Below are 25,507 nucleotides of genomic sequence, written 5' to 3'. Positions count from 1 at the left end.
CCCTCATCAGGGGGCCGAACTATTTCCCTTTGCAGACCGAAGATAGGACCTCAGAGACCGATCTCATGGGCGAAAGGCGGGTTGGCGCCCGCCCGCGATACCGTGACGGCAGCGGCCTTTGCGCCGAGTGCGAGAGCTTTGCTCACGGCATCCTCGGTCAAGCCCGCAACCTTTTCCTTGGTCAGCAGGTCCTGCATCTTCAGCGAGGCCAGAATGCCCGCATCGAACGTATCACCTGCGCCGACTGTATCGACCACCGTCACGCGCTCGCTCGGCACCGAAACCTTGAAGTTTTTGGTATAACCGGTGGCGCCATCCGCCCCACGGGTGAGGACCACCAGCTTGGCGCCCTGGTCCAGCCAATGCGCAGCCAGCGTGTCATGGTCGCCTTGCATGCCGAACCAGTCGAGATCCTCGTCGGAGAACTTGATGATGTCGGACATGGCGGCCATCCGGCGGACGCGGTCCATGTGCTTCGGTTTGTCCTTGATGAAGCCGGGGCGGATGTTCGGATCGAAGGAGATCACCCGCTTGCGGTATTCGCGCGCCATCAGCGCCTCGTAGGTCGCGCCGCAGGGTTCGGGGATCAGGCTGATCGCGCCGAAATGCATGGCTTCGCAGTCATCGCCGAGCACCGGCAGGTCGGCCTCGGTGATCATCCGGCCGGCAGTGCCTTCGTCGTAGAATGCATAGGTCGCCTGGCCGTTGACGAGTTTCACGAAGGCAATCGTGGTCGGGCGAGAAGAGACAGCCGCAAGGCTGTAGTCCACGCCGCTCTTTGCCAACGTGTCCCGCAGGACATCGCCCATCAAGTCATCGGAAATGCCGGTGAAAAACGCGGTCGGCTGCCCGAGCCGCCCAAGCGCTATCGCGGTGTTGAAGATCGCACCGCCGGCGTAAGGCGCAAAGCCTTTTTCACCGAGCGTGGTGTCACGCGGAAGCATATCGATCAGGGCTTCGCCGCAGCACAAAATCATAAAAATCCTCCCGCGCGCTTTCTCAGCAATTTTCAATCGATTAAGCGAGCTTTTGCCAAAAGGCCAGAGCAAAAAATCAGAGAGCGATCTCGCTGACGCCGCCATTGCGTCCCGACCAGGCCAGCGGCGCGTCGAGGAAGGCCTCGACTTCCGAGAGCGTGTTGTCATCGAAAAGCTTGCCTTCCCTGGCTGCCGCCAGGACGTTGCGCCAGGTGGCGATGTGATGCAGCTTTACCTGGCCGTTCGAGAAACGCTCGTAGGCTTCCGGGAAAATATCGTAGAAGAAGAGCGCGATGCCGTGATCAACGGTAGCGCCGGCGGCGCGGATCGCATCGATGAACTTGAACATGCTGCCGCCGGCGGTCGTCAGGTCCTCAATGACCAGCACGCGCGCGCCTTCCGGCAGATGGCCCTCGATCTGCGCATTGCGGCCGTGGCCCTTCGGCGCCTTGCGGACATAGATCATCGGCAAGCCCAAGCGTTCGGCAAGGAAAGCCGCGAAGGGGATGCCCGCCGTCTCGCCGCCGGCAACGCAGTCGAACTTCTCGAAACCGGCGTCGCGCATGACCGTCGCGGCCGCAAAATCCATGATCGCCGAGCGGATGCGCGGATAGGAAATCAGCTTGCGGCAGTCGATATAGACCGGGCTCATCAGGCCGGAGGCGAACTTGTAGGGCTTGTCGGCGCTGAAATGAACCGCTCCGATCTCCCAGAGCATCTTTGCCATCAGTTCGGCCATCACGCCGCGGTCTGGAAATGTGGTTTGAATCATGCGCCCGCTCCTTTTGTCAAAACCACGCGCCGCAATAGCAGCATGCGGCAGAGTATGCCAGACGATGTGGAAAATAAGGAGGGGATCAGGCGGTGGTGCGGGTTTCGGTCAGGTCCACCGGCCGCAGATAGCCGGCGACATGCACGCGGTCGCGGCCGGCCCGTTTTGCTTCGTAGAGCGCGGTGTCGGCGAGGCCCAGCACGGTTTCGAAAGGCTGGCCTTCCGGGGCACCGACCGCCACACCGGCGCTGACGGTGCATTTCAGCATAGCCTCGCCGATGACGATGTCGCGGGCGGCGAAGCGGCGGGAGATGTCGTTGGCAATCCGCTCAGCCCGTCCGGGAAGGACTCCGTCGAGGATCATCACGAATTCCTCGCCGCCAAGCCGCGCGACGGTATGGCGGGTTTTCATGCCGCTCGCGAGGTCTTCGGCAAACAACCTCAGCACCTGGTCGCCGGCGGCATGGCCATGCTGATCGTTGATGGACTTGAACCGGTCGATATCGAAAACGATGACCGCGGTCGACGAACCGAGCGTGCGATGGGCATGCTGCTCGAAGAGAGCGCGGCGGTTGAGAAGCCCTGTCAGCGCATCGGTCATCGCATCGTGGCGATGGTGGGCCGCCATGCGCCACTGGTGGAGCGCCAGCGACAGCGCGCCGATGCCGGTCATGCCGGCGATGCAGACAGCGATATTGAGGTTTTCGGCCCAGTTGTCGGGCGCGTGGCCCAGCACCCATTGTTGCCCGTCGATCAGGACGACGGCACATAGCGCGAAAGACACCGCGGTGGCGGCGTAGAGCACCGCCATTCCGATGAGCGGTCCCGGCGCCTCCCGGCGTGCCCGCCAATATTGCCTGGCGGTTTCGAGGAGCAGCCCGGCCGTGGCAAGGTTCATGACGATGAACCCGACGCCGTCGAGGCCGGTAATCATCAAGGGCAGGCCGACAGTCACGGAGGCGGCGGTGATGGCACCGGCCATGATCCAGGGCCGGTTGCCGCTGCGGAACTGCACCGATGCCGCATAGATCGTGCCGAACCCCGCCATCAGGAACGTATAGGCGATCGAGGCACCGATGACGTCGGCCTCTACCGTATAGGAACTATAGGCGAAAATGCCCGAGACAGTGAGGCAGAGCGCGATGACAAGGGTAAGAAGGAAGGAATCGGTGCGACGCGAATACCATGTGCCGAACAGCGTCACCATCAGGCACGCCGCCGAGACGCCCAGCGCGAGCAGAAGAGAATGGTAGTCGAGCATCATGCCTAGCTTTCTCTTCGGGTACATCCCCGCGGGAAAATCTTGGGCGCCAAGCTAAGCCCGGATTCTATCCAAAAGGTTACCAGATCGATCACGTGTTATCTGTCCCATCCGAAGCCGTTTCATCAGCAATCTCGTTTATAGATCGCCGCGAACTACACGGAATGGATGTACATCCAGGTCCCGCGTCGCTATGCATTCTCCATCGCACACAGGGGGAGCGTTTCCATATGTCCGTAAATTTTCTTAGGGCATTTCTTGCCGTCGTCGCCATGGTTGCGGTTTCCATTGCCACTCCAGTCCAGGCCGCATCCTATAAGGAACTGATCAGCCAAGGGTACAAGACGGGCAAGCTGACACGCGGCCCGAGCGGCGCACAAGGCTGGTTCCTGTCGAAAGACAAGACCCGGGAGTTTTGCCTGATGACAGCAACGTCCGCCTATGTCGGAAAAGCCGGCATGGTTGCTTTCACGTCAGCGGGACGCCAGGTCAAGATCGACCGAAAGGTCTTCGAAAGCCATGCCGGCAGCGCAGGCCCCCTACCGCAGCTCGAAGACCTGAATGCCGGTCGGCCAAGCCCGGACGATGTCGGTGTATGCCGCCCCGTGAAATAGGGAGTTGATCTGACGGCTCCGGAGGGACGTCACGCGACGTCCCAGTGCAGCGGGAACATCGGATCGAAGACCGTGATCGGCCCGGCGCCGCTGTCGCGCTTGTCCGGAAACTTCACCGGCTCGTCGCGCTTTTCAAGTGTGATGGTCTCTTCATTCGGCTTCAGTCCGTACCAAGCCGGGCCGTTAAGCGAGGTGAAAGCCTCCAGCTTGTCGAGCGCATTGTCGTCCTCGAACACATGCGCAAGGCAGCTCATGGTGTTGACCGACGTATAGATGCCAGCACAACCACAGGCGCATTCCTTCAGGGGATCGACATGGGGGGCGGAATCTGTGCCGAGGAAGAAGCGCGCATCACCGGATGTCGCTGCCGCCCGCAGTGCGAGGCGATGGTTCTCGCGCTTGGCGACCGGCAGGCAGTAATAATGCGGGCGAATGCCGCCGACCAGGATGGCATTGCGATTGATGATCAGGTGGTGGGTGGTGATCGAACCGGCGAGATTTCCCTCCGACGATTTGATGTAGTCGATGCCATCGGCGGTCGTCACGTGCTCCATGGTGACTTTCAGTTCCGGCAGGCGTTTGCGCAGCGGATCGAGCACTGTCTCGATGAAGACGGCCTCGCGGTCGAAGATGTCGACTTCCGGCGTGGTCACCTCGCCGTGTACGCAGAGCGGCAGGCCGATCTTCGCCATGCGCTCCAGAACCGGCATCGCCTTGTTGAAGTCGCGTACGCCGCCATGGGAATTGGTCGTAGCACCGGCGGGATAAAGCTTCACGGCTGAGATCAGCCCGCTCTTGCCTCCCTCTTCCACATCGTCCGGATCGGTATGTTCCGTCAGGTAGAGCGTCATCAGCGGCTCGAAGCGATCACCGGCCGGAAGCGCCGCGAGGATGCGCTCGCGATAGGCCCTGGCATCCGAGGTCGTCACCACCGGCGGCACCAGGTTGGGCATGATGATTGCGCGTGCGAAATGTCGGCTCGTATCGCCGATCACCGCCTTGAGGACGTCGCCGTCGCGCAGGTGCAGGTGCCAGTCATCGGGGCGGCGGAGCGTGAGCGTTTTCATGGGAAGCTTCCGGACGTGATCGATTTGTCCGCCATAACATCAATGGCTCGGCCAAAACAATCCGATCATGCGAGGAACCTACAATCCAGCAGGCCCGATGCAGATTACTTCTCACGCAAACGTGCGGGATCCAGAGGTTCATCACGCATGAAAGATGAAAGGCACACGGAACCGGCGCCCGCTTGCAGCGTTCGTTAAGCAATCTGAAGAATCAGTAAATCGGAGCGAACAATGAAATCCCGCTTCTCCAAAGTCAACAGGGGTTTTGCGATTGCCACAGGTACTGCTGCAGCGCTCTGCGCGCTGACCGTTTCGCTAGGCGCAGAGGAGCGGGCCAACCTGCAACTCGCGTCTGCCATGCAGACGGAGTGCGATCGGCTCGCCGGCAGCCCCTACGATCAGCAGCGCAACGGCGAATTCGCCCCGGTCGGCATTTCCGATATAGACGGCACCGCGGTGGACGCCTGCCGCATGGCCTATGACACGACCGGCAACCCGCGCTTCGCCTATCAGCTCGGCCGGGCTCTCAACAAGACCCAGCAGGCCGGCCAGGCGATGAGCGCATATGACGTTGCGGTCAAGGCCGGATATCCCGCCGCCAAGGTCAATTTCGGCATGCTGATGGGCCGGCTCGGCGACGAGCGATCCGAATTCCAGTTCTATACGGAAGCCGCCAACAGCGGCAACGTTCTTGCCGCCTACAATCTCGGCGTCGCCTATCGCGATGGCCTCGGCACCCAGCCAGATGTCAAGCGGGCGCTCAGTTGGTTTGAAAAGGCGGCAGCGGAAGGCGACGATACCGCTGCCTTCAACATTGGCGCGATCTATGACGAAGGCCACCTCGTGGAGCAGGACGACCAGACGGCGATCGCCTGGTACGACCTTGCGGCCCAGCGCGGCAATGCCGATGCGATGATCAATCTCGGGCTGATGTATGAAGCCGGCGAAGGCATCGAAGCAAATGCTCTGAAGGCTGCCGAAATGTACGGCAAAGCTGCCGAGAAGGGCGACGTCTTCGGCGCCTACAAATTCATGCAGATGCAGGAACTGGGTGTTGTCCCGGGCCCGAGCGCCCCCGCAACGACCGAAGGTGTCAATTCGCTGGTGCTGAAGCCGGGCGACATGGAACAGACGGCCGGCAACGGCAAGGAAATCTGAAAGCTCAGATTTCTCCGGCGGACGGCCCCCATACGTCGGTCATCGCAAAACCGTCCGACAACGGGTCGAATGGATCAAGAGCGATCTGATGCAGGCCGAAGGTGAACCCGCGGCCGGTGATCGTCGGAATGATCGCCGGCTTTCCGGCGACCTCCGTTTCGGATGCCAGTCCCACCTCGAACTGGGAACCGATGATCGAGCGTGACTTGAAGACATCCCCCACCTTTACCTTGCCGCGCGCATGGAGCGCTGCCAGATTGGCGGAATTGCCGGTGCCGCAGGGCGAACGGTCCGCCCTCCCCGGCCACATCGTCGTGCAGGTGCGCACTGTACCGTCAGCCTCCGCATCGCGGAACATCACATAAGCGACGCCTGAGATCGCCGGAATTTCCGGATGCACGACCTCGACCTGCCTGTTGATCAGGTCCTTCAGCACCATGCCTGCCTGGACGAGTGCTGCCGCATTGCCCTTCTCGATGGTCAGGCCGACCTGGCCGACATCCACCAGTCCGTAAAAGATCCCGCCATAACAAAGGTCGAGGGTGATCTCGTCCCATGACGGGGTCTGAACCTTGACGTCAAGCTGATGCACGAAGGACGGCACCATGGTGAGCTTCACCTTCTCGCAGCGTCCGTCGCGGCAGGTGGCCGTTGCCCGCACGAGGCCGGCGGCGGTTTCAAGCGTCACGACGGTCTCAGGCTCCTGCATTTCGACGATGCCGGATTCCAGAAGCGCTGTCGTGACGCAGATCGAGTTCGACCCGGAACTCGCATGTGCCTGGTCCGGCTGCAGGATGATGAAGGCGGCGTCCGCATCAGGATGTTTCGGCGGCAGCAGCAGGTTGACCGAGCCGATCGGCGCTCCGCGCGGCTCGAGGCAGAGGAAGCGGCGAAGTTCATTGCCCTTCGGATCGGTGTTCAGCCAGCGAAGCTGATCGGCAACCGTTTCGCCCGGGATCTTCGGCACGCCGCCGATCGCGACCTTGCCGATCTCACCTTCGCAATGAACGTCCAGCAGCTGGATCGTGCGCTTCCATCTCATCCCATATGCTCCCGATCAGACGTGGCGAGTGATGCCGCCATCAACGCGGATGTTCTGGCCGGTGATGTATCCCGCACCATCCGAAAGGAGGAAGGCGGCTGTCTTCGCAACTTCTTCCACCTGTCCGACGCGCTTCATCGGTACTTTTTCCGCCGTCCCCGGCTTGTGGTCGAGACTGTCGATGAAACCAGGCAGGATGCAGTTCATGCGGATGTTGTCGGCGGCATAACGGTCCGAATAGAGTTTGGCGAAGGCGCCGGCCGCGGCGCGATAGGTGCACGAGACTGGAAAGACGAGCGAGGGCTCGTAGGCGGCGAAGGTGGTGATGTTGACGAAGGCGCCCTTGCCCTGTTTCAGCATGACCGGAGTCACCAGGCGCGCCATGCGCACCAGAGACAGGACCATCATGTCCGAGCCGAGCGTCCAGTCCTCATCGGTGATATCGAGCAGATCGCCCTTCGGCGGATGGCCGGTATGATTGACCACGGCATCTATGCGGCCATAGGTTTTCATGGTGAGGTCGAAAATCGCCTGGATGTCCTCGGCTTTTTCCGCGACGCCCCGCGAGGCGACGCCGCCGAGTTCGGCTGCCAGCTTCTCGCAGCTTTCCGAAGGCGACATCAGTGCAAGCTTGTAACCCTGAGCGTGCAGTTCGCGGGCGATCGCCTCACCCATGCCGCGCCCGCCGCCGGTAATCAGCGCGACCTTTTCCATCTCAGCCATCGGAATCTCCTCTAAGCCTTTGTCCGCCTGCGAACAGGCTTCCCGAACAGATATATCAGCCGCGCCGGTTTGCCTACCGTCTTCAGCGAAGCCAGAGATAACCGAGGTTCAGCCGCGTCTCGCCGTCGCCGTAATAATAGGGCCGGGAGAGGGATTTGGCAGGCGATGGGGTCAGTCCGAGCGTCTCGATGGAGGAAAGATCGATCGGCGGCGAGCCAGATGCCGCCCCTTCGTCGGTCCAGATCGCCAGAACTGGCCCCTTCACGGCGTTCGGAGTCGGGAACCCGGCGATCGGCTGCTCCGAATTGATGACCGGCACATCGGGAAACTGTAGCCGCATATTGCCAGCCAGGTTCATGCCGGCCGCAATGATCACCGCCGGTCGACCTTCGGCTTTGAGAGCCTCGGCGATGGATGCAAACGGATAGTTGATCCGGGTGTAGCCGCCGGTGAGCCCGCCCGTCAGTGTCTTCCCCGCCAGCGGCACCAGCGTCACGAGCATGATGACGGCGAAGACGGGGACGAAGCGCCTGAGATGGGACGTGGTATCAACGCCCGCTCGTTCCAGCTTCAGAAGCAGATAAAGCGGCAAAGGCAGAAGATAGGGATCGAGCCAGCGCTCCGTAATCTTGGTCGTCCCGGTGAAAAGGATGACGAGCACGACGCCGAGCAGGCCCACCGCCATCATCAGCCCCAGAAGACGCGTCCAGCGGTCGCTTGCCTTCAGCGATCTCCTGAACTCGCCTTTAAAGGCGACCGCGAAGATGACGACCGTCAGCGCGCCGAACGCCACGCAGGCAAGCATCAGCGAGCCGAGGGCGCGTACAATACGAACGGCGCCATGCGGTACGTTCGCCTCGACCATCTTGCCGATCGTGCCAGATGTCGCGAGATCGAGGTGGCCGAGAAGCCAGAGGGCGTGCGGGAGGACGATGACCAGGCTGACGATCGCAGTCAGCAGGATGCGCGGATCAAAAAGACGGGGGCGCCATTCCCTGTCGCAGAATACGGCGATGATGGTAGCGGCGGGCAGCAGCGCGAAATTGTATTTCGAGATCGTGCCGATGCCGATCGCGACTCCAAGGATGAGGTAGCCCTGCCAATCCGCCCGGACAAGGGTTCGGAAGAGCCCGTAGAGGAACAGCGACGTCGCCATCAGCACTGCGACGGTATGGGTCAGATCCTGCTGTGGCATGTAGGAGAGTTGCGGCAGAGTGAGCAGGCTCAGCATCGCCAGCGCCGCAAAGCCGGGCCGCGGATGGAGTTCGCGTGCCGCCATGCCGAAAAACACGTAACACGACAGCAGCATCAGGAATTTCGGCAGGGTCAGCGAGAAAAGCGAAATGCCCGTCACGCTGACAAAGGCATTCTGAACCCAGTTATAGAAAGGCGGCTGCGGCCCGTAGCCGGCCAGCCAATATTGCGAAAACAACGCCTGCTCGGCCTCGTCCAGCGTCAGCGCGTTGGGAAGCGCCAGGCGAACAGCGACGCTCAGCAAGAAGTAGGCGCCGAGAAAAAGTGCCGCAGGCCCTAGGCCACCGGCCAAAAACCCTGCAAACCGGCCGGTTTTTTTTAACTCATCGGAACGCACCGCGTCCACGCTCTCACGATTCATTTTCTCTTCTTCAGGAAAACATCATATGGCAGCACGTGACACGACCTGGGGCGCGGATCAATAGAGCCTCGTGCTCAGCGTTCTATAACTTGGGGGAAATTGACCGCATGCACATCGACCAATGCTCTCCATCGTGTGAGCCGGCAGGCGCGACGCGCGTAAAACTGCCGCAGTCGAGGGAAGCGATCACCTGGGAGTCAGAAGCCCAGATCGCTAAGGCCGGGGTGCTCGTCCGGCCGCCGGCCGAGGGGCCAGTGATAGCGGCGGTCGCTCTCGCGGATGGGTGTGTCGTTGATGGAGGCGAAGCGCCGGCGCATCAGGCCGTTTTCGTCAAACTCCCAGTTCTCGTTGCCGTAGGAGCGAAACCAGTTTCCGCTATCATCGTGCCACTCGTAGGCGAAGCGCACGGCTATGCGGTTCTCGCCGAAGCTCCACAGCTCCTTGATGAGCCGGTAGTCCAGCTCTCGTTGCCATTTGCGCGTGAGGAAACCGACGATCGCTTCACGCCCCTGGACGAATTCGGCGCGGTTGCGCCAAAAGCTATCGACGGTATAGGCGAGCGCCACGCGGGCCGGGTCGCGGCTGTTCCAGCCGTCTTCCGCAAGCCGGACTTTTTCGACAGCCGTTTCCAGTGTGAACGGCGGCAGTGGAGGACGTTGATCGCTCATTGGGTATCTCCAGGGGTGGCAAGGCGAGCCCGCAGCTCGGCATTTTCGGATTCGAGCTGAGCAAGACGTTCCCTCAAGGGACGAACCGCTTCGTTGACTTCTCCCTCGGTGAAGCGAGGCGTGATGTGTTGCGGACAGTTCCAGTCGAAGCTCTCGAGCCGCAGCCGGAAGATGCGCTCGATCTTGGCGCGGTAATTCGGGTCGGTGACCAGCATAGTCAGTTCAGGATCCGCGTCGAGCGCCACCTCTTCGACATGTGCGTAGATCTTCAGCCGGGCGCGATGCGCGTAGTCCATCAGGAAGAGGCTGACCCGGTCGTTCGCTGCCACATTGCCGGTGCTGATGTACTGGCGATTGCCGCGGTAATCGGCAAAAGCCAATGTGCGGTCATCGACCACCTTCAGGAAACCGCTCGGACCGCCCCGATGCTGGACATAGGGCCAGCCGGTTTCCGAAACCGACGCCATATAGAAGCTGTCGCGGGCAGCGATAAAGGCCGCTTCGTTTTCCGTCAGTCGATCGAAGTCGCGATCGCCGTTGAAGTTCTGCCAGATGTGGTCGACACCCATCGTTTTCTGTGCGGCCCGGACGCTGGGCGTTATAGCGATATCCAGAAAGCCATAGGACATGATGGACCTCCTTCAGGTCGGGAGCCGCGATCGGCGGGTTGGCGGAGACAATGCCTCTTTTCACAATTCTGCAGAATAGAGTAAGATTGGAACTCATCTTACCAAGAAATGGAAAAGCGGATGGATCGCTTCGAAGCCATGTCAATGCTGCTGGAGGTGGTGGACAAGGGTAGCCTGTCTGCCGCGGGCCGGGCGCTCCGGGTTCCCGTGCCGACGCTCAGCCGGAAGATCTCCGAGCTTGAGGCATCGCTCGGTGCGCGCCTGCTGATCCGCACGACCCGCAAACTAACCCTGACCGACGCAGGCGCCACCTATGTGACCGCCGCGAGGCGTATTCTCGAACAGGTTGAGGATGCCGAACGCGAGGCAGCCGGCGAGTTCACTGCACCGAAGGGTGAACTGGTCGTCACGGCGCCGGTTATGTTCGGCCGGCTGCATGTGCTGCCCATCGTCATCGACTTCCTGGCACTGTTCCCCGAGATCAACATCCGCCTGCTGCTCGCCGATCGCAACATTCATCTTGTCGACGACCATGTCGATATGGCCGTCCGGATCGGGCAGCTGCCGGACAGCGCGATGGTCGCGACGCGGATCGGATCGATGCGGATGGTCACCTGCGCCAGCCCGGCCCTGCTGGCGGTCGATGGCATTCCGCAGACACCCGAGGACCTTCGACGGATGCCGTGGGTGACGTTCGAAGGGCCAATCCCATCGCCGATTCGGCACATGTTATCGACGGGATCAAGCACGACCGCTGAGATGATCGCTGCACCCCGCCTTTCGGTCTCGACTGCCGAGGCCGCCGCGGAAGCCGCGACGCGTAATGTCGGGGTGACGCGGCTGCTCCATTACCAGGTGGAAGACGCGATCAAAGCCGGAGCGCTCCGGATCATCCTGGAATCATTCGAGCCGGAGCCGGCCCCCATCCATCTCATCCATGCCGCGCGCGGCCAGATGCCGCTCAAGATGCGCAGCTTCCTGGATTTCGCGACACCGAGGCTGCGCCAGGCACTCGGCAGGATCAGCTCGGCCACTTGAGGCATTGCATGACTGCGATCGAAAGCCGCGAAACATGGTCGCCGGTTCAATACTTTGAGGAAGATTGTCCTTTCGGACCGCTAGACCATGAAGGGACGCCTATAGCGTCGTCTAGCGGAAAAATATGGCGCACCCGGAGCGATTCGAACGCCCGACCCCCAGATTCGTAGTCTGGTGCTCTATCCAGCTGAGCTACGGGTGCGTCTGCAAGCAGTGCGTGACCGCTTGCGTGGCGATCCTCTAAAACGTCCGCATTCCGATTGCAAGCGATTTTACCGCGGGCAACGTCATTTTGCTGTCACTTCTCGCTCAAACCGTTGAGAAGCAACATTTATTTGCATCAGGCCCGAGCCCGGTAGTCCTCCAGCGACACCGGACGATCGGGAATTTCTATCCTGAACTGCGTGCCGGGGCCGGGTTTCTCCACAAGCGCGATGGTGCCGCCGTGGGCGAGAACGAGCTCGCGGGCGATCACCAGGCCAAGCCCGGTGCCGCCCGACCGCGCCGAGCCGCGGAACGCGGAAAACAGGTTTTCGCGGGCCTTTCGGGGCATGCCGGGGCCCGTGTCGTCAATGGTAATGCTGACAACGCTGCCGACGCGATGCGCGGAGACCGTTACCCGGCGAACCATGGACGCATCCTGCGGATCGAAATTCACCAGCGCCTGGACAGCGTTCCGGCAAAGATTATGGATGACGCGGAAAATCTGCTCGCTATCGCAATCCACTTCCAGATCAGCGGCGATCTGGTCCAGGAACTCGATGCCTATTTCCGGATCGATCGCCAGCATGTCGCGCACGTCTTGCGCCAGCGCGGCAAAGCGGATGCGGCGGCGGCGGGGTGCTGCTTCGGAGGCTTGCCCATAGGCCAGGACTTCGCTCGTATAACCTACAGCCCGGTCTATGGTGCGCAGCAGTTTCGGTGCGAAACTCCTGACCATCGGATCGTCGACGTCCGTCAGGCGGTCCGACATCAGCTGCGCCGATGCCAGGATGTTGCGCATATCATGGTTGATCTTGGACACGGCGAGGCCAAGATCGGCCAGGTTCTTCTGCTGTTTCAGGATGCGCTGCAATTGCGCCTGCATGGCAGTGAGGTGGCGGCCTGCGACGGCAAGTTCGCCCCGGGAGCGATCGGCGCTAAAGACGCGGGCGGGATCGTCCGGCTGTTCCGAGAAAAGCTGCATGCTATGGGTGAGCCGCCGGATCGGCATGATCATCATGCGGTTGATGGCAAGGAAGATCAGCACCGCGGTGATCAGGGAGATCAATAGCGACAGCAGAAACATTGTCTTCGAATATTTCAGCATGTCCTTGCGCAGGGCGTCATCGGTCATGACCAGTTCGATGATCATATCGCTGTCGCCGATCGGACCATAGACGCGCATGACCCGGCGACCGCCGAAGACGAGCGTGTCGACTGCATCGCACATTGCCGAGACCAACGGGGTGTTGGCGAGATCGAACACCTGATCGATCTGGGGCTGCGTGTCCGTGGCAGCCAGCAGCCGCGAGGTGCCGTCCTTGCGCAGCGCGATCACCTTGGTGCCGGTGGCAAGCAGCGTATCGTCCTGCACGGCGCGGGGGAGTTCAGCGGGCTGCAATCCGTCGATGACGATGCCGGCGGCGGCGGCGGTATCCAGACGATCACGCAGCCAGTTCATCCGCATGGTCGCGACGGAGGGGATGAAGATCAGCACTTCGGCCATCATCACGAAAATGACGGTGAGCCATAAGAGCCTGCCGGAAAGGCCGCGGAAAAGACGCGGCATGGTTTCCGGGCCTGCGCCTTCCGGCGAGGACCCCGAGCGCCCCGAGGTATGAACCTCGTCGTCCATGCGGATCTCCATTTCCGAAATACTGGACCCGCCGGATCGAAGCGGGCACAGGGATGATCAGCCATTCTAGAGCTTCGGCGGTTTTTTACCAGTCCCTTTGCCGCAGTGCAAAAGAGAAAGCGGAGAAGGTTGCCCATCTCCGCTTCCTTATTCGATCGATATGCGAAACTGGATCAGAATTCTTCCCAATCCCCGGCAACGGCTGCCGTTGCGGTGGCCGTTCCGCCGAAAGCCCGCGAGAGTGCGCCAGTCATCGCCTTCACCGGAGAGACGCGCGGCCGATGAACGGCAGCCGCGGCGACGGGCCGCGGGGCCCTGACCGGTTCGGCGACGCGCTCGCTCTCCTGGCCGATGTCGAAATTGGAGACCAGTGCAAACAGGCTATCGGCCTCGGAGGAGAGGGTCTGGGTCGCGGCCGACGTCTCCTCGACCATGGCGGCATTCTGCTGGGTCACCTGGTCCATCTGGTTGACGGCCGTACTGACCTCGCCAAGCCCGGTCGCTTGCTCGCGGGAGGCGACGGCGATTGAGTGGATATGGTCATTGATGCTCAAAACGCGGGTTTCGATTTCCGACAGCGCCTCGCCGGTCTTTTGGACCAGCATCACGCCTCCGGCAACTTCCTCGCCGGATTTGCTGATCAGCGCCTTGATGTCCTTTGCGGCACTTGCCGAGCGCTGGGCGAGTTCGCGGACTTCCTGCGCGACGACGGCAAAACCCTTGCCGGCTTCGCCTGCACGGGCCGCCTCGACGCCGGCGTTCAGAGCCAGAAGATTGGTCTGGAAGGCGATCTCGTCGATGACGTTGGTGATCTGCGCGATCTCGCGGGAGGCCTGCTCGATCCGACCCATAGCATCGACGGCGCTGCGCACCACCTCGCCCGACTGGACCGCGCTCTGCTTGGCCTCGCCGACCATGACGGTTGCCTCGTGCGCCCGCTCGGTCGAACTCTTGACGACGGCGGTGATCTCCGCGAGCGCGGCTGAAGTTTCCTCCAGCGCGGCGGCCTGCTGTTCGGTACGGCGAGACAGATCGTTGGTCGCCCGGCTGAGCTCGGCGGCGCTCCCATTGATGGAGCCGGTGGCGGTGCGGACATTGCGCATCGTGCCACGCAGCGTATCCATCGTGCCGTTGACATTATGCTGCAACTCGGCAAACGCACCCTTGAAAGTGCCCCGCATGCTGTCGGTGAGGTCGCCGTCGGCAAGGCTTTTAACGACGCGCCGGGTTTCGGACACCCCGGCATCGACGCTCTCGACGAGCATGTCGACGTCACGGGCGAAGCGGTCGAGGCTCTCCTCGCCCCATTGCTTGTCGATACGGCGGGTGAAATCGCCCTCCGCGGCGGCCGCGACGACGGCCGCCATGCGGGTCTGCAGATCGTCGCTCTTGCCGCGCATGGTCGCTTCGGACGCATTCATGCGCGCGACCTCGATGCCGTTCTTGCGGAAGATCTCGATCGCGGCGGCCATATCGCCAATCTCGTCGGCGCGATCCGCCCCGCCGACGACCGTGTCGAATTCGCCGGCAGCGATGTGTTTCATGGACCGGGTCAGATCCGTGATCGGATGGCTGAGCTGGCGGCGGCCCAGGTAAAGGCCGAAACCGGCACCGGCGGCTACGCCTGCCAGGGTAACCGCGGAGACGAGTATGAAAAGGGTCTGCGTGAAGTCGTTGAGTTCTTCATTAACGGCGGCGAGAACGGCCTTGTCGGTGGCGACGATCGCATCGATCTCGACCTGATAGGCTTTGCGGTTGTTTCGGTTGGCGTCGTTATTGCCCTGCTCGTTGGCTGCAGCCGGGCTCACCTCCCGGCCAAGGCGCGCCGTCTCGGTCCGAAATCCGGTGAATTCCTTGGAGCGGGCGAGCAGTTTGTCGAATGCGGCACGTTCATCGGCAGGGACGATCTTGTCCCAATCCTTGAGAAGCTTGCCCATTTCATCCAAGTAACCGAGGATGCCATCGCCGAATTTTCCGCCCTCCTTGATGTCCTTCGACATGTAGACGCCTCGGGAGTCCATCACGACGGCCGTGACGAGCCGGTTAAGGTGCTCGCCCTTGTGTGCACGGTCTGCGGCCAGTTCATATTGAACCATCATTTGCCGATATTCCGCCATGGCAAACAGCGCCATGCCGCCAATAAAGCAGGCCACGAGGCTCATCAGGCCGACGAGGAGGTTGATTTTCCCTCGAATTTTCATTTCTTTCCCTTCCAGACGGGACCTATCATGTGAGGAAGGGCGGGCCCGCAGCCGGATTCTCTTCCATTCGATGCTAAAATTAGCCTTTAGAAATTAAAGAAATGCTTAGAGGATGGGGGGCGTCCCGACGAAACGGTTTGGACTTTTCTGGTGCGCCCACAAGTTGCGACATTTGACGTTTGCGTGGTGAGGACCCCGCCCCGTCAATTCCCGCCCCTGTTTCAAGAGGAGATTAACGGCAGTGACGTCGCAACTGCCGCAGCCGGGCGACTTCGATCGAAGATCACTCCGTTCGGGGATCGCCGGCCAAAAATCCCGGCAGCGATTGACTTTTCCGGCGGAGTCCTCTTATAAGCCGCCCACGTTCAGCTCCGGCGGGCTTGCACGCATGCGGCCGCCTGCGCAGATCGTTTTTCCGAAGCGCTCTTGCCGTCGTGATGACGGCAAACTCCAAGAAGGGCCGCACACCGCGGTATTAAAATAAATGAAGCGTACCTATCAACCGTCCAAGCTTGTTCGCAAGCGCCGCCACGGATTCCGCACCCGTATGGCCACCAAAGGTGGTCGTCTGGTTCTCTCCGCACGTCGCGCCCGTGGCCGCAAGCGTCTCTCGGCCTAAGGCCTGAGATGCCCGAGACGACCGGGCGATGACGACTGAGACAAAGAACGAGAAAACTGTCGGGCGGCTTAAAAGCCGGCCGCAGTTCCTTGCCGTCCGGGAAGGCGAAGCCCGCCGGGGCCGGAACTTCCTTCTGGAAGTCCTTGATCGGAACCAGCCGGACGAAGCGCCGCGCGTCGGTTTCACCGTTACCAAGAAACATGGCAACGCGGTCGAACGCAACCGCATGCGCCGCCGCCTCCGCGAGGTGGTGAGGCAATCTGCCGGATTTGCAATGAAGAACGGACACGACTATGTGATTGTCGCGCGGCGGGAGGTGCTTAAGGCCCCCTTTGCGGATATGACGGCTCAGCTTATCGAGCGTATCGAAAGCAAGCCGAGACCAAAGCGGTCCGAGGAGACCCGTTCCAGGAAAGCATGATGGAAAAGAACCGCAATTACTTCATCGCGATCGCGCTCTCGGTGCTGATCGTTCTTGCCTGGCAGTTCCTCTATATGAACCCGAGGATGGAAGCCCAGCGGCGCGCCGAAGAAGCCAGCCGTGCGCTTCAGGGCGAGAGCGCCCAGCCTGTTTCGCCGGAAAGCCCCGGCGCTCAGAGTGGTTCCGGCGTACTGGGGAACCTGCCTGGTGCGAACCCGGCAACTGCCGCACTCTCCCGCGATCATGCGCTGGCCCGGTCGCAACGCGTCCAGATCGAGACGCCTGCTCTGATCGGCTCCATCAACCTGACCGGCGCCCGCTTCGACGACCTCAAGCTGCGTGAATATCGCGAAACCGTCGACGAAAAGAGCCCGATCATTACGCTGTTCTCGCCATCCGACACGACGGATGGCTATTTCACTGAAGTCGGCTACATCCCGAATGAAACGATCGGCACCGCTCCCGGTACCGGCACGCAGTGGACGCTCGCAAGCGGCGGCAAGCTGACCCAGCAGACGCCGGTGACGCTGACCTTCACCAACGAGAAGGGCGTCACCTTCACGCGCACCGTCTCGGTCGACGACCATTACATGCTGACTGTTGCCGACAAGATCGACAACAAGACCGCTGCCCCGGTGACGCTGACGCCTTATGGCCGCGTCATCCGCAACAACAAGCCGGCCACGCCTGCCGTCTGGGTTATCCACGAAGGCTTCATCGGCGTAATGGGCGAGAGCGGCAGCCTCAACGAGCATACCTACGCCAATATCGAAAAAGAGCAGTACACCAACGAGAAGGCCAAGACCGGCTGGCTCGGGATCACCGACAAGTACTGGGCTGCCACCATCGTGCCGCCGCAGACGCTGCCTTATGTGGCGCGCTTCTCGCATTTCACCGGCGGTCAGGCGAGCTATCAGGCTGACTACAAGGGCGATGACCTGACGGTTCAGCCGGGCCAGTCGACCGAGATCAAGAACCTCGTCTTCGCCGGCGCCAAGGAAGTGCCGCTGGTCTCGCGCTACGAGACGGAATTCGGCGTTCCGCAGTTCAACCGCCTGATAGACTGGGGATGGTTCTACTTCATCACCAAGCCGATGTTCCAGCTGATGGACTTCTTCTTCCGTCACGTGGGCAATTTCGGGGTGGCGATCCTGCTCACCACCATCGTCGTCAAGACGCTGTTCTTCCCGCTGGCCAGCAAGCAATACGCTTCGATGGCCAACATGAAGCGCATGCAGCCGAAGATGGAAGAGCTGAAAGCCAAGTTCGGCGACGACCGAATGGCCCTGCAACAGGCGACGATGGCGCTTTACAAGGAAGAAAAGATCAATCCGATCGCCGGCTGCTGGCCGGTCGTCCTGCAGATTCCGATCTTCTTTTCGCTCTACAAGGTCATCTATGTCACCATCGAAATGCGGCACGCGCCGTTCTTCGGGTGGATCCAGGACCTGTCCGCCCCCGACCCGACCTCGCTTTTCAATCTCTTCGGCCTGCTGCCCTACGACGTGCCGCATGCCTTGATGATCGGCGTGTGGCCGCTCGTCATGGGCGTTACCATGTTCCTGCAGATGCGCATGAACCCGACGCCGCCGGATCCGACCCAGGCGATGATCTTCACCTGGATGCCGCTGGTGTTCACCTTCATGCTGTCGTCCTTCCCGGCCGGCCTCGTCATCTACTGGGCCTGGAATAACACGCTGTCGGTGACGCAACAGGCAATCATCATGAAGCGCCATGGTGCGAAGGTGGAGCTGTTCGACAATCTGAAGGGCCTCTTCCGACGAAAACCGGCGCCGACAAAATAGCGCCTGCCGATAAACGAATGAGAACCCCGGCTCGTCCGGGGTTTTTCTTTTAGGGAAAGGGCTGAAAAGCCCGAAAGCTTGACATTGCCGGCCAAAACCTTGAAGCCGTGCCCTTCGACAAAACAGGACGACCAGAACCGATGCCCGCAGACATGAGCACGGACGACAAACCGCTATTCGGCCGCCCCTGGATCTTCATCCGCGGCGTACCCTCGATGAAATTCCTGCCCCCGGAAGGCCCGCTGGAAGTCGCCTTTGCCGGCCGCTCGAACGTCGGCAAGTCGTCGCTGATCAATGCGCTCGTCGGCCAGAAGGCTTTGGCGCGCACTTCCAATACGCCCGGCCGGACCCAGGAGCTCAACTATTTCGTGCCGGATGGCTATTCGGGCGCAGGTACCGACCTGCCGCCGATGGCACTGGTCGATATGCCGGGCTATGGTTATGCCAAAGCTCCGAAGGAAACCGTCGATGCCTGGACCAGGCTCGTCTTCGACTATCTGCGCGGCCGCGCGACGCTGAAGCGCGTCTATGTGCTGATCGACAGCCGCCACGGCATCAAGAAGAACGACGACGAAGTCCTGGACCTCCTCGACAAGGCCGCCGTCTCCTACCAGATCGTGCTGACCAAGACGGACAAGATCAAGGAACCAGCCGTGGTGAAGCTGCTGGCCGAGACGCAGGAAAAGATCCGCAAGCATCCCGCCGCCTTCCCGTTCGTGCTCTCCACTTCCTCCGAAAAGGGCAAGGGGATAGACGAACTGCGCCAGGCGATTGCCGAAACCGTCGGCCGCCCGGTCTGACGCTGTTCTTGAAACGGCAGATCCGGCCGCCCCAGGAGAGGCGACCGGATACTGATGCAAAAGCCCCAAACGCGTGACCGGCTTTTACATTTTCGGGAGCAGAACCTTGTCGACCACGTGAATGACGCCGTTCGACTGCTTGACGTCGGCGATCGTCACATGTGCTACGCCACCCATCTCGTCGGTGAGCGTGATCTTGCCCATGTTTTCCTTGGCCTTCAGAATGCAGCCGCCAACGGTCTTGACGTCATGGGCGCCCTTGTCGTCCTTGATCATCTTTTCGATGGCCGTGGACATCGCGTCCGCCGCAACCACGTGGCAGGTCAGCACCTTGGTAAGCTGAGCCTTGTTTTCCGGCTTCAGCAGCGTTTCGACCGTGCCTTTGGGCAGAGCGGCGAAGGCTTCGTTGGTGGGCGCAAAGACCGTGAACGGGCCCTTGCCCTGGAGCGTCTCGACCAGACCGGCAGCCTTGACGGCAGCGACGAGCGTCGTGTGGTCCTTGGAGTTCACGGCGTTTTCGACGATGTTCTTGCCTTCATACATCGCCGCGCCGCCGACTTTGGGATTGGCGGCGAAGGCGGTGACTGTGGCGGCGGACAGAACGGTCGCGATGGCGAGCGTGCGGAGTGCGGTCTTCAACATGATGGCTTCCTCTCAACGAATCTTGTTGCCCCGGCGCGGATGCGCGCCTCCCAAGGCCTGGCGTCCCGACATCGGCGGAGACATCACAAGAGACGGAAGCCGGAGAAGAAGAGTTTCAGTGGCGATGAGAAAGCCGGAAAATAAAATATCAAACCTTTGTTTTTATTGATTTATATTTTCCGTAGCGCCCGCAATCCGCTTGACCACCCAGCCCCTGATCGGCGTTCGTGCTGGCGCGCGGCGCTCTGTTTGGCCTGCGCGGCTCCGTCGATTGCGCGATAATCTCCGGACTTATTATTTCCTCTGTCAAAAACATGCGCTAAAAGGCCCCACTCAATATTCAGGGGTATCCCATGACGGCTTCCGAAAGCGAACTTCAGGCAAAGCTTCTGGCACAGGCGCTGCCCTATATGCAGCGTTACGAAAACAAGACGATCGTCGTGAAATACGGCGGCCATGCCATGGGTGACACGGAGCTCGGCAAGGCTTTCGCGGCGGATATCGCGCTTCTCAAGCAGTCCGGCGTCAATCCGATCGTCGTGCATGGCGGGGGTCCGCAGATCGGTGCGATGCTGACGAAGATGGGCATCGAATCCAAGTTCGAAGCCGGCCTGCGCGTCACCGACCAGAAGACGGTCGAGATCGTCGAAATGGTTCTCGCCGGCTCGATCAACAAGGAAATCGTCGCGCTGATCAACCAGACCGGCGAATGGGCGATCGGCCTTTGCGGCAAGGACGGTAACATGGTCTTCGCCGAAAAGGCCAAGAAGACCGTCATCGATCCGGACAGCAATATCGAGCGGGTTCTCGACCTCGGCTTCGTCGGCGAGGTGGTGGAAGTTGACCGCACGCTGCTCGACCTGCTCGCCAAGTCGGAAATGATCCCGGTCATCGCCCCGGTCGCTCCGGGCCGCGACGGCGCCACCTACAACATCAATGCCGACACGTTCGCAGGCGCCATCGCCGGCGCGCTCAGCGCCACCCGCCTGCTCTTCCTCACCGACGTTCCGGGCGTCCTCGATAAGGACAAGCAGCTGATCAAGGAACTGACGGTCGCCCAGGCCCAGGCCCTCATCAAGGACGGCACGATCTCCGGCGGGATGATCCCGAAGGTCGAGACCTGCATCGAGGCGATCAAGGCCGGCGTGCAGGGCGTCGTCATCCTGAACGGCAAGACCGCCCACTCGGTCCTGCTCGAAATCTTCACCGAACACGGCGCCGGCACACTGATCGTTCCCTGATCGCCGATGCCTCCAATGCTCAGCCGGCGGCGGTGAAAACCGCCGCGGCGTCTTCCTTCAGCTTCGCCATCATCGCCCGGTAGGGACCCGGCCCGTAGCTGACCCGACCGACACCAAGTTCACCGAGGCGTTTCGGCGACGGAACGCCGCTGAACATCATGATGTTGACCGGAAGTGGCGAGGCTTTGCATAAAGTCTCGATCAACCCCTCATCGGCCAGTCCCGGGGCGAAGAACCCGTTGCCCCCAGCCTCGGCATAGGCTTTGGCGCGTTCGATCGCTTGATCGAGAAGTGCTGCATGCTTCGTCCGGTCGCCTTCCTGAAGGAAAAGATCGGTCCGGGTGTTAATGAAGAACGGCATATCGCGCGTGTCTGCCAGGGTCCGGATGGCACGGATGCGATCGGCCTGCTGCTCCACGGGATAGATACCGCTGCCGCCGACGACCTGATCCTCGAAATTGATGCCGATCGCACCCGCGTCGATGACCCTGGCGACATTTGCCGCCAGTTCGGCCGGATCTTCCGCATAACCGCCCTCAAAATCCACCGAAAGCGGCAGGTCGACGGCCGCGGTGATCGATTTCGCCGTGGCGAGCAATGCATCGAGCGGCAGGTTTTCGCCGTCGGCATAGCCTTGCGCTGCGGCAACCGACCAGCTTCCGGTGCCGAGCGCCTTCGCCCCAGCCTCCGCAACCGCCTTGGCGGTGCCGGCATCCCAGATGTTGTAGATGATGACCGGATTGCCCTTCCGGTGAAGCGCTGCGAACGCGGCTGCCTTGTCTTTCTCCAGCATGAATGATCCTCCCATTGATCGGAATACCCTAACTGGTTTCGGTGACGGATGCCGCCGCAAATCGGGCGGCGATCAGGAAAAGAGCAACCCGAGGATGCCGCCGACGATCAAGAGGCAGCCAAACACCTCCATGCGGTTCACCCGTTCATGAAAAAGGAAATAGGACGCCATGAACGTGAAGACGAGCTCGATCTGGCCGAGAGCGCGGACATAGGCGACCTGCTGCAGGGTCATGGCCGTGAACCAACCGGCCGAGCCGACGACGCCTGCCAGGCCGACGAGAGAGGATGAACGCCACGAGAGAACGACCTGGACGATCTCACGCTTGTCCTTCCAGAACATCCAGACCAGCATGAAGGCGGTCTGGAAAGTCGTGACGCAGGCGAGCGTCACCGCGGCCTCCATGACCGGTCCGGGACCGCCAAGCGACAGCGAAGCGCTACGGTAGGAAACGGCCGAAATACCGAAGACCGCGCCGGAGGCGATGCCGATCAGGGCGGTGCGGCTGGTCAGCGCGACTATCATGTTGCGCCAGGAGAGCGGCATGCGCGCCGTCGAGATCGTCATTACGCCGATAACGCCGACGATGATTGCGGCAACCGAGCCCGGCGTCAGCTTTTCGCCGAGCAGAATGAAGCCAAATATGGCAGCCTGCACCGGCTCGGTCTTGGAATAAGCCGTTCCGACCGCAAAATTCCTGAGCGAAAAGAGATGCACCAGCATCATGGTCGCAAAGATCTGTGCCAGCCCGCCGATCACCGCCCATAAGGCGAAGGTCCAGTTCAGTGTCGGGAACGGGTAACCGGCGACATGGTGAAGGCACAGGACATAGAGGATCGCGATCGGAAAACCGTAGCCGAAGCGCACGAAGCTCGCTCCGCGCGTGCCAAGAGACCCCTGTAGATGCTTCTGCAGCGCAGAGCGCAGGTTCTGCAGGAAGGCGGCGGCGATGGTGATGGGGATCCAGAGTTCCATATGCGGGCGGTATCACGCGTTCCGGCAGATCGCCAAGGCCGGCTCTGGCCGAAAGCGTACGTCTTTTTCGTTTTCTTTGCCGCCGTGCCGGTGCATAAAGCGGCCATGGAAAAAAAGCCGCAGACCTTGCCCGATCCCGCCGATTTCGCCCATGTCCGCGACTGGGTGTTCGATCTCGACAACACGCTTTATCCGCATCACATCAATCTGTTCGCACAGATCGACAAGAACATGACGGCCTATGTGCAGGAATTGCTGCAGCTGGAGCCGGCGGAAGCGAAAGCGCTGCAGAAGCGCTATTACCATGAACACGGCACGACGCTGCAAGGCCTGATGCTGAACCACGGCATAGATCCGGACGGGTTTCTCGAACAGGCGCACGCGATCGACTATTCGGCGCTGTTGCCGCATCCGGAACTCGGCGAGGCGATCAAGGCCCTTCCCGGCCGCAAGTTCATCTTCACCAATGGCAGCGTACCACATGCGGAGGCGGCGGCGCGAGCACTCGGCATTCTCGATAATTTCGACGACATATTCGACATCGTCGCGGCCGACTACGTGCCGAAACCGGCAGGCGCGACTTACGACAAGTTCGCCAGCCTGCATCGGGTCGATACAAAAAGCGCTGCGATGTTCGAGGACCTGCCGCGCAATCTGCAGGTGCCGAAAGCGCTCGGCATGCGCACGGTCCTTCTGGTGCCGCGCAATCTGGATGCGGTGCTGATGGAACGTTGGGAGAAGCTTACCGATGAGGACGATCACATCGACTATGTGACCGACGATCTGACGGGTTTCCTCACCGGCCTCAACATCCGCTAACGTTTTATCGCCATTACAGAAAGTTCATCCACATTACGGATGTTTAAGTGGTTTTGACGGGTTGCGGGCCCTATCTTCAGGCTATCGAAACAACCTGAAGGACCACCACAATGACCGCAAGAAAGATCGTTCTGGCGACCCTCGGAGCAGCGCTGATCGCCGGCGCAGCTATCCCGGCCTTTGCAGCCCCAGGGCGTGATGGTCCCGGCCGCCATAATGGTCCCGGCCGCGCCATGATGCAGGACGTGATGTTCGTCCGCCTGCTGAAGAACGCCGATGCCGACAAGGATGGCAAAATCTCCAAGGACGAGATGACTGCCTTCCAGGACAAGCTCTTTGCGGCAATCGACGCCAACAAGGACGGCTCTCTGACGCGCGGCGAAATGTTCGATTATCGCCAGGCGAAGATGGAAGAGTTCCGCAAGAACAACCAGCCGGAAGTCGCCAACACCGCGGACAAAAAGGACGACCAGTCCAACCGCGACATGGCAGATCGGCGCGACGACCATCGCCGCGACCGCGATCATTCCGCCTGGAACCGCGACGACCAGGGCCGCCATGGCTGGGGCCGCGAGGACGCCCGCTGGGAACGCCCGCATGGCCGCCAGATGATGGGCCAGGGCATGTTCCGCATGGTCGATGAAGACAAGGATGGGAAGATCACCAAGGCAGAAGCTTCTGCCGCATCCGACAAGCTGTTCGCCCGCATGGACACCAACAAGGATGGAACCATTTCCATCGACGACTTGCCGGACCGCCCCCTCTAGTTCTCCGCCCCCTTGGAACTAGTTCCGACAGTCGTCCCAAGGACCCGCCCTTTCCCCAAAGGGCGGGTTCTTTTATTTTTCGGATCAGATAAAGCCCGCAATCAGGAAGGTCTGTGCTCGACTGCGGTCACTCGGTCCGCGACCTCCTCCACCTTGTCCTCGATGCGGACAAGCGACTGCTCGATCGTCGACTGCATGTGGGACAAAGCCCCGCCAAGTTCGATTTTGATAGAGAGCTCGAGATCATCCCGAACTTCCGCCTGACGTCGTTCCAGGCGCTTTGAAAATTCATAAGTCTGGATCGCCAGGGTCCTGATTTCAGAAACCTCCTTGCGAAGGGCGCGAACCTCGTCATTTGTCCGCTGCCCAAGCTTGGCCAGAAAATTCAGATCTACGACTTCATCGCTCATCGGTACCATCCTCTAGCGACAATCTAGTCGCGAACTTCGCGACTTTCAATCAAGCCTTCAATGCTCGTAGAAATCCGAGATGATCTTCCACGCCTCTTCCGCGGTCTCCACGAAACTGATGAGGTTGAGGTCGTCCGGAGCGATCGTCCCGAATTCCGCCAGCGCGCCAAAATTGATGATGCCGCGCCAGAAGGCTTCGCTGAACAGGATGAGCGGCATGCGTTCCATGCGCTTGGTCTGGATGAGGGTCAGCGCCTCGAACATTTCGTCCAACGTGCCGAACCCGCCGGGGAAAACGACGACTGCCTTGGCCCGCATCATGAAATGCATCTTGCGGATGGCGAAATAGTGGAAGTTGAAGCTGAGTTCCGGCGTCACGTAGCGGTTCGGGGCCTGCTCGTGGGGCAGCATGATGTTGAGGCCGATGCTCGGCGCGCCGGCATCAGCCGCACCACGGTTGCCGGCCTCCATGACGCCCGGCCCGCCGCCGGTCACCACCACATATTCCTGATGATTGTAGCTCGCGGAATGCCTGCCGCAGAGGGCGGCGAACTTGCGCGCCTCCTCGTAATAAACCGAGGCCGCTTCGAGGTTCTGGCGCTGCGTGTCGTTG

Annotated in this window: 26 protein-coding genes and 1 tRNA gene; 10 read left to right on the top strand and 17 right to left on the bottom strand. The window is 61.0% G+C overall.

The annotated features are described in order from the left end of the window. Nucleotides 1-50 precede the first annotated feature (50 nt). The 3 genes from MOV61_RS12155 to MOV61_RS12145 form a co-directional block, all read right to left on the bottom strand. A complete protein-coding gene (locus MOV61_RS12155) occupies nucleotides 51-977 on the bottom strand; it encodes a carbohydrate kinase (RefSeq protein WP_247136752.1) in 927 nt (308 codons plus the stop codon). Nucleotides 978-1,053: 76 nt separating this feature from the next. After that, the gene (locus MOV61_RS12150) at nucleotides 1,054-1,749 is read right to left on the bottom strand and encodes an orotate phosphoribosyltransferase (RefSeq protein WP_046630533.1); all 696 of its coding nucleotides are present in this window, start codon (nucleotides 1,747-1,749) and stop codon (nucleotides 1,054-1,056) included. Nucleotides 1,750-1,834: 85 nt separating this feature from the next. Further along, nucleotides 1,835-3,013, bottom strand: coding sequence for a GGDEF domain-containing protein (locus tag MOV61_RS12145; RefSeq protein WP_247136751.1), 1,179 nt, complete (start codon nucleotides 3,011-3,013; stop codon nucleotides 1,835-1,837). Nucleotides 3,014-3,240: 227 nt separating this feature from the next. Between MOV61_RS12145 and MOV61_RS12140 the strand changes: the two genes are divergently transcribed. Continuing rightward, a complete protein-coding gene (locus MOV61_RS12140) occupies nucleotides 3,241-3,624 on the top strand; it encodes a hypothetical protein (RefSeq protein ID WP_247136750.1) in 384 nt (127 codons plus the stop codon). Between the two features lie 29 nt (nucleotides 3,625-3,653). Here the strand turns inward: MOV61_RS12140 and pyrC are convergent, their stop codons facing one another. Then, nucleotides 3,654-4,691, bottom strand: a complete 1,038-nt coding sequence (gene pyrC / locus MOV61_RS12135; RefSeq protein ID WP_247136749.1) for a dihydroorotase — start codon at nucleotides 4,689-4,691, stop codon at nucleotides 3,654-3,656. Between the two features lie 231 nt (nucleotides 4,692-4,922). Between pyrC and MOV61_RS12130 the strand changes: the two genes are divergently transcribed. Continuing rightward, complete coding sequence (locus MOV61_RS12130; protein WP_247136748.1) at nucleotides 4,923-5,849, top strand: tetratricopeptide repeat protein; 927 nt, start codon at nucleotides 4,923-4,925, stop codon at nucleotides 5,847-5,849. 4 nt (nucleotides 5,850-5,853) lie between these two features. Here MOV61_RS12130 and MOV61_RS12125 read toward each other — a convergent pair whose 3' ends face one another. The 5 genes from MOV61_RS12125 to MOV61_RS12105 form a co-directional block, all read right to left on the bottom strand. Beyond that, complete coding sequence (locus tag MOV61_RS12125) at nucleotides 5,854-6,891, bottom strand: 4-hydroxyproline epimerase (RefSeq protein ID WP_247136747.1); 1,038 nt, start codon at nucleotides 6,889-6,891, stop codon at nucleotides 5,854-5,856. A 15-nt stretch (nucleotides 6,892-6,906) separates the two neighbouring features. Beyond that, nucleotides 6,907-7,614: an SDR family oxidoreductase gene (locus tag MOV61_RS12120; RefSeq protein WP_247136746.1), complete on the bottom strand. Its 708-nt coding sequence runs from the start codon at nucleotides 7,612-7,614 to the stop codon at nucleotides 6,907-6,909. 82 nt (nucleotides 7,615-7,696) lie between these two features. Beyond that, nucleotides 7,697-9,112 carry a glycosyltransferase family 39 protein gene (locus MOV61_RS12115; protein WP_247136745.1) on the bottom strand — a complete coding sequence of 472 codons (1,416 nt, stop codon included), beginning with the start codon at nucleotides 9,110-9,112 and terminating at the stop codon, nucleotides 7,697-7,699. A 314-nt stretch (nucleotides 9,113-9,426) separates the two neighbouring features. After that, nucleotides 9,427-9,897 carry a nuclear transport factor 2 family protein gene (locus MOV61_RS12110; RefSeq protein ID WP_247136744.1) on the bottom strand — a complete coding sequence of 157 codons (471 nt, stop codon included), beginning with the start codon at nucleotides 9,895-9,897 and terminating at the stop codon, nucleotides 9,427-9,429. Continuing rightward, nucleotides 9,894-10,526, bottom strand: a complete 633-nt coding sequence (locus MOV61_RS12105) for a pyridoxamine 5'-phosphate oxidase family protein (protein WP_038539306.1) — start codon at nucleotides 10,524-10,526, stop codon at nucleotides 9,894-9,896. Before MOV61_RS12105 ends, MOV61_RS12110 begins: the two co-directional genes overlap by 4 nt. A gap of 120 nt (nucleotides 10,527-10,646) precedes the next feature. Here MOV61_RS12105 and MOV61_RS12100 point away from each other — a divergent pair, with 120 nt between their 5' ends. Further along, complete coding sequence (locus MOV61_RS12100; protein WP_247136743.1) at nucleotides 10,647-11,564, top strand: LysR family transcriptional regulator; 918 nt, start codon at nucleotides 10,647-10,649, stop codon at nucleotides 11,562-11,564. A 125-nt stretch (nucleotides 11,565-11,689) separates the two neighbouring features. Here MOV61_RS12100 and MOV61_RS12095 read toward each other — a convergent pair. From MOV61_RS12095 to MOV61_RS12085, 3 genes are all read right to left on the bottom strand, one after another. Beyond that, nucleotides 11,690-11,766, bottom strand: a tRNA-Arg gene (locus tag MOV61_RS12095). A gap of 138 nt (nucleotides 11,767-11,904) precedes the next feature. Continuing rightward, nucleotides 11,905-13,335, bottom strand: coding sequence for a HAMP domain-containing sensor histidine kinase (locus MOV61_RS12090; RefSeq protein WP_244447546.1), 1,431 nt, complete (start codon nucleotides 13,333-13,335; stop codon nucleotides 11,905-11,907). A 239-nt stretch (nucleotides 13,336-13,574) separates the two neighbouring features. Beyond that, a complete protein-coding gene (locus tag MOV61_RS12085) occupies nucleotides 13,575-15,602 on the bottom strand; it encodes a methyl-accepting chemotaxis protein (RefSeq protein ID WP_247136742.1) in 2,028 nt (675 codons plus the stop codon). 484 nt (nucleotides 15,603-16,086) lie between these two features. Here MOV61_RS12085 and rpmH point away from each other — a divergent pair, with 484 nt between their 5' ends. From rpmH to yihA, 4 genes are all read left to right on the top strand, one after another. Continuing rightward, entirely contained in the window at nucleotides 16,087-16,221 is a 135-nt protein-coding gene (rpmH, locus tag MOV61_RS12080; RefSeq protein ID WP_080719113.1) for a 50S ribosomal protein L34, read from the top strand. A 28-nt stretch (nucleotides 16,222-16,249) separates the two neighbouring features. Next, the gene (gene rnpA / locus MOV61_RS12075; protein WP_038539293.1) at nucleotides 16,250-16,642 is read left to right on the top strand and encodes a ribonuclease P protein component; all 393 of its coding nucleotides are present in this window, start codon (nucleotides 16,250-16,252) and stop codon (nucleotides 16,640-16,642) included. Beyond that, the gene (yidC, locus tag MOV61_RS12070) at nucleotides 16,642-18,447 is read left to right on the top strand and encodes a membrane protein insertase YidC (protein WP_247136764.1); all 1,806 of its coding nucleotides are present in this window, start codon (nucleotides 16,642-16,644) and stop codon (nucleotides 18,445-18,447) included. Before rnpA ends, yidC begins: the two co-directional genes overlap by 1 nt. Before the next feature lie 152 nt (nucleotides 18,448-18,599). Next, nucleotides 18,600-19,247, top strand: a complete 648-nt coding sequence (yihA, locus tag MOV61_RS12065) for a ribosome biogenesis GTP-binding protein YihA/YsxC (RefSeq protein ID WP_038539284.1) — start codon at nucleotides 18,600-18,602, stop codon at nucleotides 19,245-19,247. A gap of 84 nt (nucleotides 19,248-19,331) precedes the next feature. Here yihA and MOV61_RS12060 read toward each other — a convergent pair whose 3' ends face one another. Then, the gene (locus MOV61_RS12060) at nucleotides 19,332-19,889 is read right to left on the bottom strand and encodes a fasciclin domain-containing protein (protein ID WP_247136741.1); all 558 of its coding nucleotides are present in this window, start codon (nucleotides 19,887-19,889) and stop codon (nucleotides 19,332-19,334) included. A 353-nt stretch (nucleotides 19,890-20,242) separates the two neighbouring features. On the opposite strand from MOV61_RS12060, the gene argB reads away from it, so the two are divergent. Further along, nucleotides 20,243-21,130: an acetylglutamate kinase gene (gene argB / locus MOV61_RS12055; RefSeq protein ID WP_038539277.1), complete on the top strand. Its 888-nt coding sequence runs from the start codon at nucleotides 20,243-20,245 to the stop codon at nucleotides 21,128-21,130. Between the two features lie 19 nt (nucleotides 21,131-21,149). On the opposite strand, the gene MOV61_RS12050 is transcribed toward argB, so the two are convergent. Together MOV61_RS12050 and MOV61_RS12045 are read right to left on the bottom strand one after the other, a co-directional pair. Continuing rightward, nucleotides 21,150-21,923 (bottom strand): isocitrate lyase/phosphoenolpyruvate mutase family protein, encoded by a 774-nt coding sequence (locus MOV61_RS12050; RefSeq protein ID WP_247136740.1) that lies wholly within the window; start codon nucleotides 21,921-21,923, stop codon nucleotides 21,150-21,152. A 72-nt stretch (nucleotides 21,924-21,995) separates the two neighbouring features. Further along, complete coding sequence (locus tag MOV61_RS12045; RefSeq protein WP_247136739.1) at nucleotides 21,996-22,898, bottom strand: DMT family transporter; 903 nt, start codon at nucleotides 22,896-22,898, stop codon at nucleotides 21,996-21,998. Between the two features lie 105 nt (nucleotides 22,899-23,003). Between MOV61_RS12045 and MOV61_RS12040 the strand changes: the two genes are divergently transcribed. Continuing rightward, on the top strand, nucleotides 23,004-23,717 hold the full coding sequence (locus MOV61_RS12040; RefSeq protein ID WP_247136738.1) for a pyrimidine 5'-nucleotidase: 714 nt from the start codon (nucleotides 23,004-23,006) through the stop codon (nucleotides 23,715-23,717). Nucleotides 23,718-23,827: 110 nt separating this feature from the next. Beyond that, nucleotides 23,828-24,484 (top strand): calcium-binding protein, encoded by a 657-nt coding sequence (locus MOV61_RS12035; RefSeq protein ID WP_247136737.1) that lies wholly within the window; start codon nucleotides 23,828-23,830, stop codon nucleotides 24,482-24,484. 101 nt (nucleotides 24,485-24,585) lie between these two features. Here the strand turns inward: MOV61_RS12035 and MOV61_RS12030 are convergent, their stop codons facing one another. Continuing rightward, entirely contained in the window at nucleotides 24,586-24,894 is a 309-nt protein-coding gene (locus MOV61_RS12030) for a hypothetical protein (protein ID WP_038539260.1), read from the bottom strand. Nucleotides 24,895-24,951: 57 nt separating this feature from the next. Continuing rightward, a partial coding sequence (locus MOV61_RS12025) for a TIGR00730 family Rossman fold protein (protein WP_247136736.1) occupies nucleotides 24,952-25,507 on the bottom strand: 556 nt, incomplete at its 5' end.

The sequence above is a fragment of the Neorhizobium sp. BETTINA12A genome (genome assembly GCF_023006485.1).
GTDB lineage: Bacteria > Pseudomonadota > Alphaproteobacteria > Rhizobiales > Rhizobiaceae > Neorhizobium.
This window is presented reverse-complemented; position numbering and strand designations above follow the sequence as displayed.

What these genes read in the sequence shown, in the direction of transcription:
- pyrC (WP_247136749.1), bottom strand. Translation starts at nt 4,691, where the DNA reads ATGAAAACGCTCACGCTCCGCCGCCCCGATGACTGGCACCTGCACCTG.
- MOV61_RS12090 (WP_244447546.1), bottom strand. Translation starts at nt 13,335, where the DNA reads ATGCCGCGTCTTTTCCGCGGCCTTTCCGGCAGGCTCTTATGGCTCACC.
- MOV61_RS12085 (WP_247136742.1), bottom strand. Translation starts at nt 15,602, where the DNA reads ATGAAAATTCGAGGGAAAATCAACCTCCTCGTCGGCCTGATGAGCCTC.
- MOV61_RS12030 (WP_038539260.1), bottom strand. Translation starts at nt 24,894, where the DNA reads ATGAGCGATGAAGTCGTAGATCTGAATTTTCTGGCCAAGCTTGGGCAG.
- argB (WP_038539277.1), top strand. Translation starts at nt 20,243, where the DNA reads ATGACGGCTTCCGAAAGCGAACTTCAGGCAAAGCTTCTGGCACAGGCG.
- rpmH (WP_080719113.1), top strand. Translation starts at nt 16,087, where the DNA reads ATGAAGCGTACCTATCAACCGTCCAAGCTTGTTCGCAAGCGCCGCCAC.
- MOV61_RS12145 (WP_247136751.1), bottom strand. Translation starts at nt 3,013, where the DNA reads ATGATGCTCGACTACCATTCTCTTCTGCTCGCGCTGGGCGTCTCGGCG.
- MOV61_RS12110 (WP_247136744.1), bottom strand. Translation starts at nt 9,897, where the DNA reads ATGAGCGATCAACGTCCTCCACTGCCGCCGTTCACACTGGAAACGGCT.
- MOV61_RS12100 (WP_247136743.1), top strand. Translation starts at nt 10,647, where the DNA reads ATGGATCGCTTCGAAGCCATGTCAATGCTGCTGGAGGTGGTGGACAAG.
- rnpA (WP_038539293.1), top strand. Translation starts at nt 16,250, where the DNA reads ATGACGACTGAGACAAAGAACGAGAAAACTGTCGGGCGGCTTAAAAGC.
- MOV61_RS12050 (WP_247136740.1), bottom strand. Translation starts at nt 21,923, where the DNA reads ATGCTGGAGAAAGACAAGGCAGCCGCGTTCGCAGCGCTTCACCGGAAG.
- MOV61_RS12040 (WP_247136738.1), top strand. Translation starts at nt 23,004, where the DNA reads ATGGAAAAAAAGCCGCAGACCTTGCCCGATCCCGCCGATTTCGCCCAT.
- MOV61_RS12125 (WP_247136747.1), bottom strand. Translation starts at nt 6,891, where the DNA reads ATGAGATGGAAGCGCACGATCCAGCTGCTGGACGTTCATTGCGAAGGT.
- yihA (WP_038539284.1), top strand. Translation starts at nt 18,600, where the DNA reads ATGAGCACGGACGACAAACCGCTATTCGGCCGCCCCTGGATCTTCATC.
- MOV61_RS12155 (WP_247136752.1), bottom strand. Translation starts at nt 977, where the DNA reads ATGATTTTGTGCTGCGGCGAAGCCCTGATCGATATGCTTCCGCGTGAC.
- MOV61_RS12120 (WP_247136746.1), bottom strand. Translation starts at nt 7,614, where the DNA reads ATGGCTGAGATGGAAAAGGTCGCGCTGATTACCGGCGGCGGGCGCGGC.
- yidC (WP_247136764.1), top strand. Translation starts at nt 16,642, where the DNA reads ATGGAAAAGAACCGCAATTACTTCATCGCGATCGCGCTCTCGGTGCTG.
- MOV61_RS12035 (WP_247136737.1), top strand. Translation starts at nt 23,828, where the DNA reads ATGACCGCAAGAAAGATCGTTCTGGCGACCCTCGGAGCAGCGCTGATC.
- MOV61_RS12105 (WP_038539306.1), bottom strand. Translation starts at nt 10,526, where the DNA reads ATGTCCTATGGCTTTCTGGATATCGCTATAACGCCCAGCGTCCGGGCC.
- MOV61_RS12045 (WP_247136739.1), bottom strand. Translation starts at nt 22,898, where the DNA reads ATGGAACTCTGGATCCCCATCACCATCGCCGCCGCCTTCCTGCAGAAC.
- MOV61_RS12150 (WP_046630533.1), bottom strand. Translation starts at nt 1,749, where the DNA reads ATGATTCAAACCACATTTCCAGACCGCGGCGTGATGGCCGAACTGATG.
- MOV61_RS12140 (WP_247136750.1), top strand. Translation starts at nt 3,241, where the DNA reads ATGTCCGTAAATTTTCTTAGGGCATTTCTTGCCGTCGTCGCCATGGTT.
- MOV61_RS12130 (WP_247136748.1), top strand. Translation starts at nt 4,923, where the DNA reads ATGAAATCCCGCTTCTCCAAAGTCAACAGGGGTTTTGCGATTGCCACA.
- MOV61_RS12060 (WP_247136741.1), bottom strand. Translation starts at nt 19,889, where the DNA reads ATGTTGAAGACCGCACTCCGCACGCTCGCCATCGCGACCGTTCTGTCC.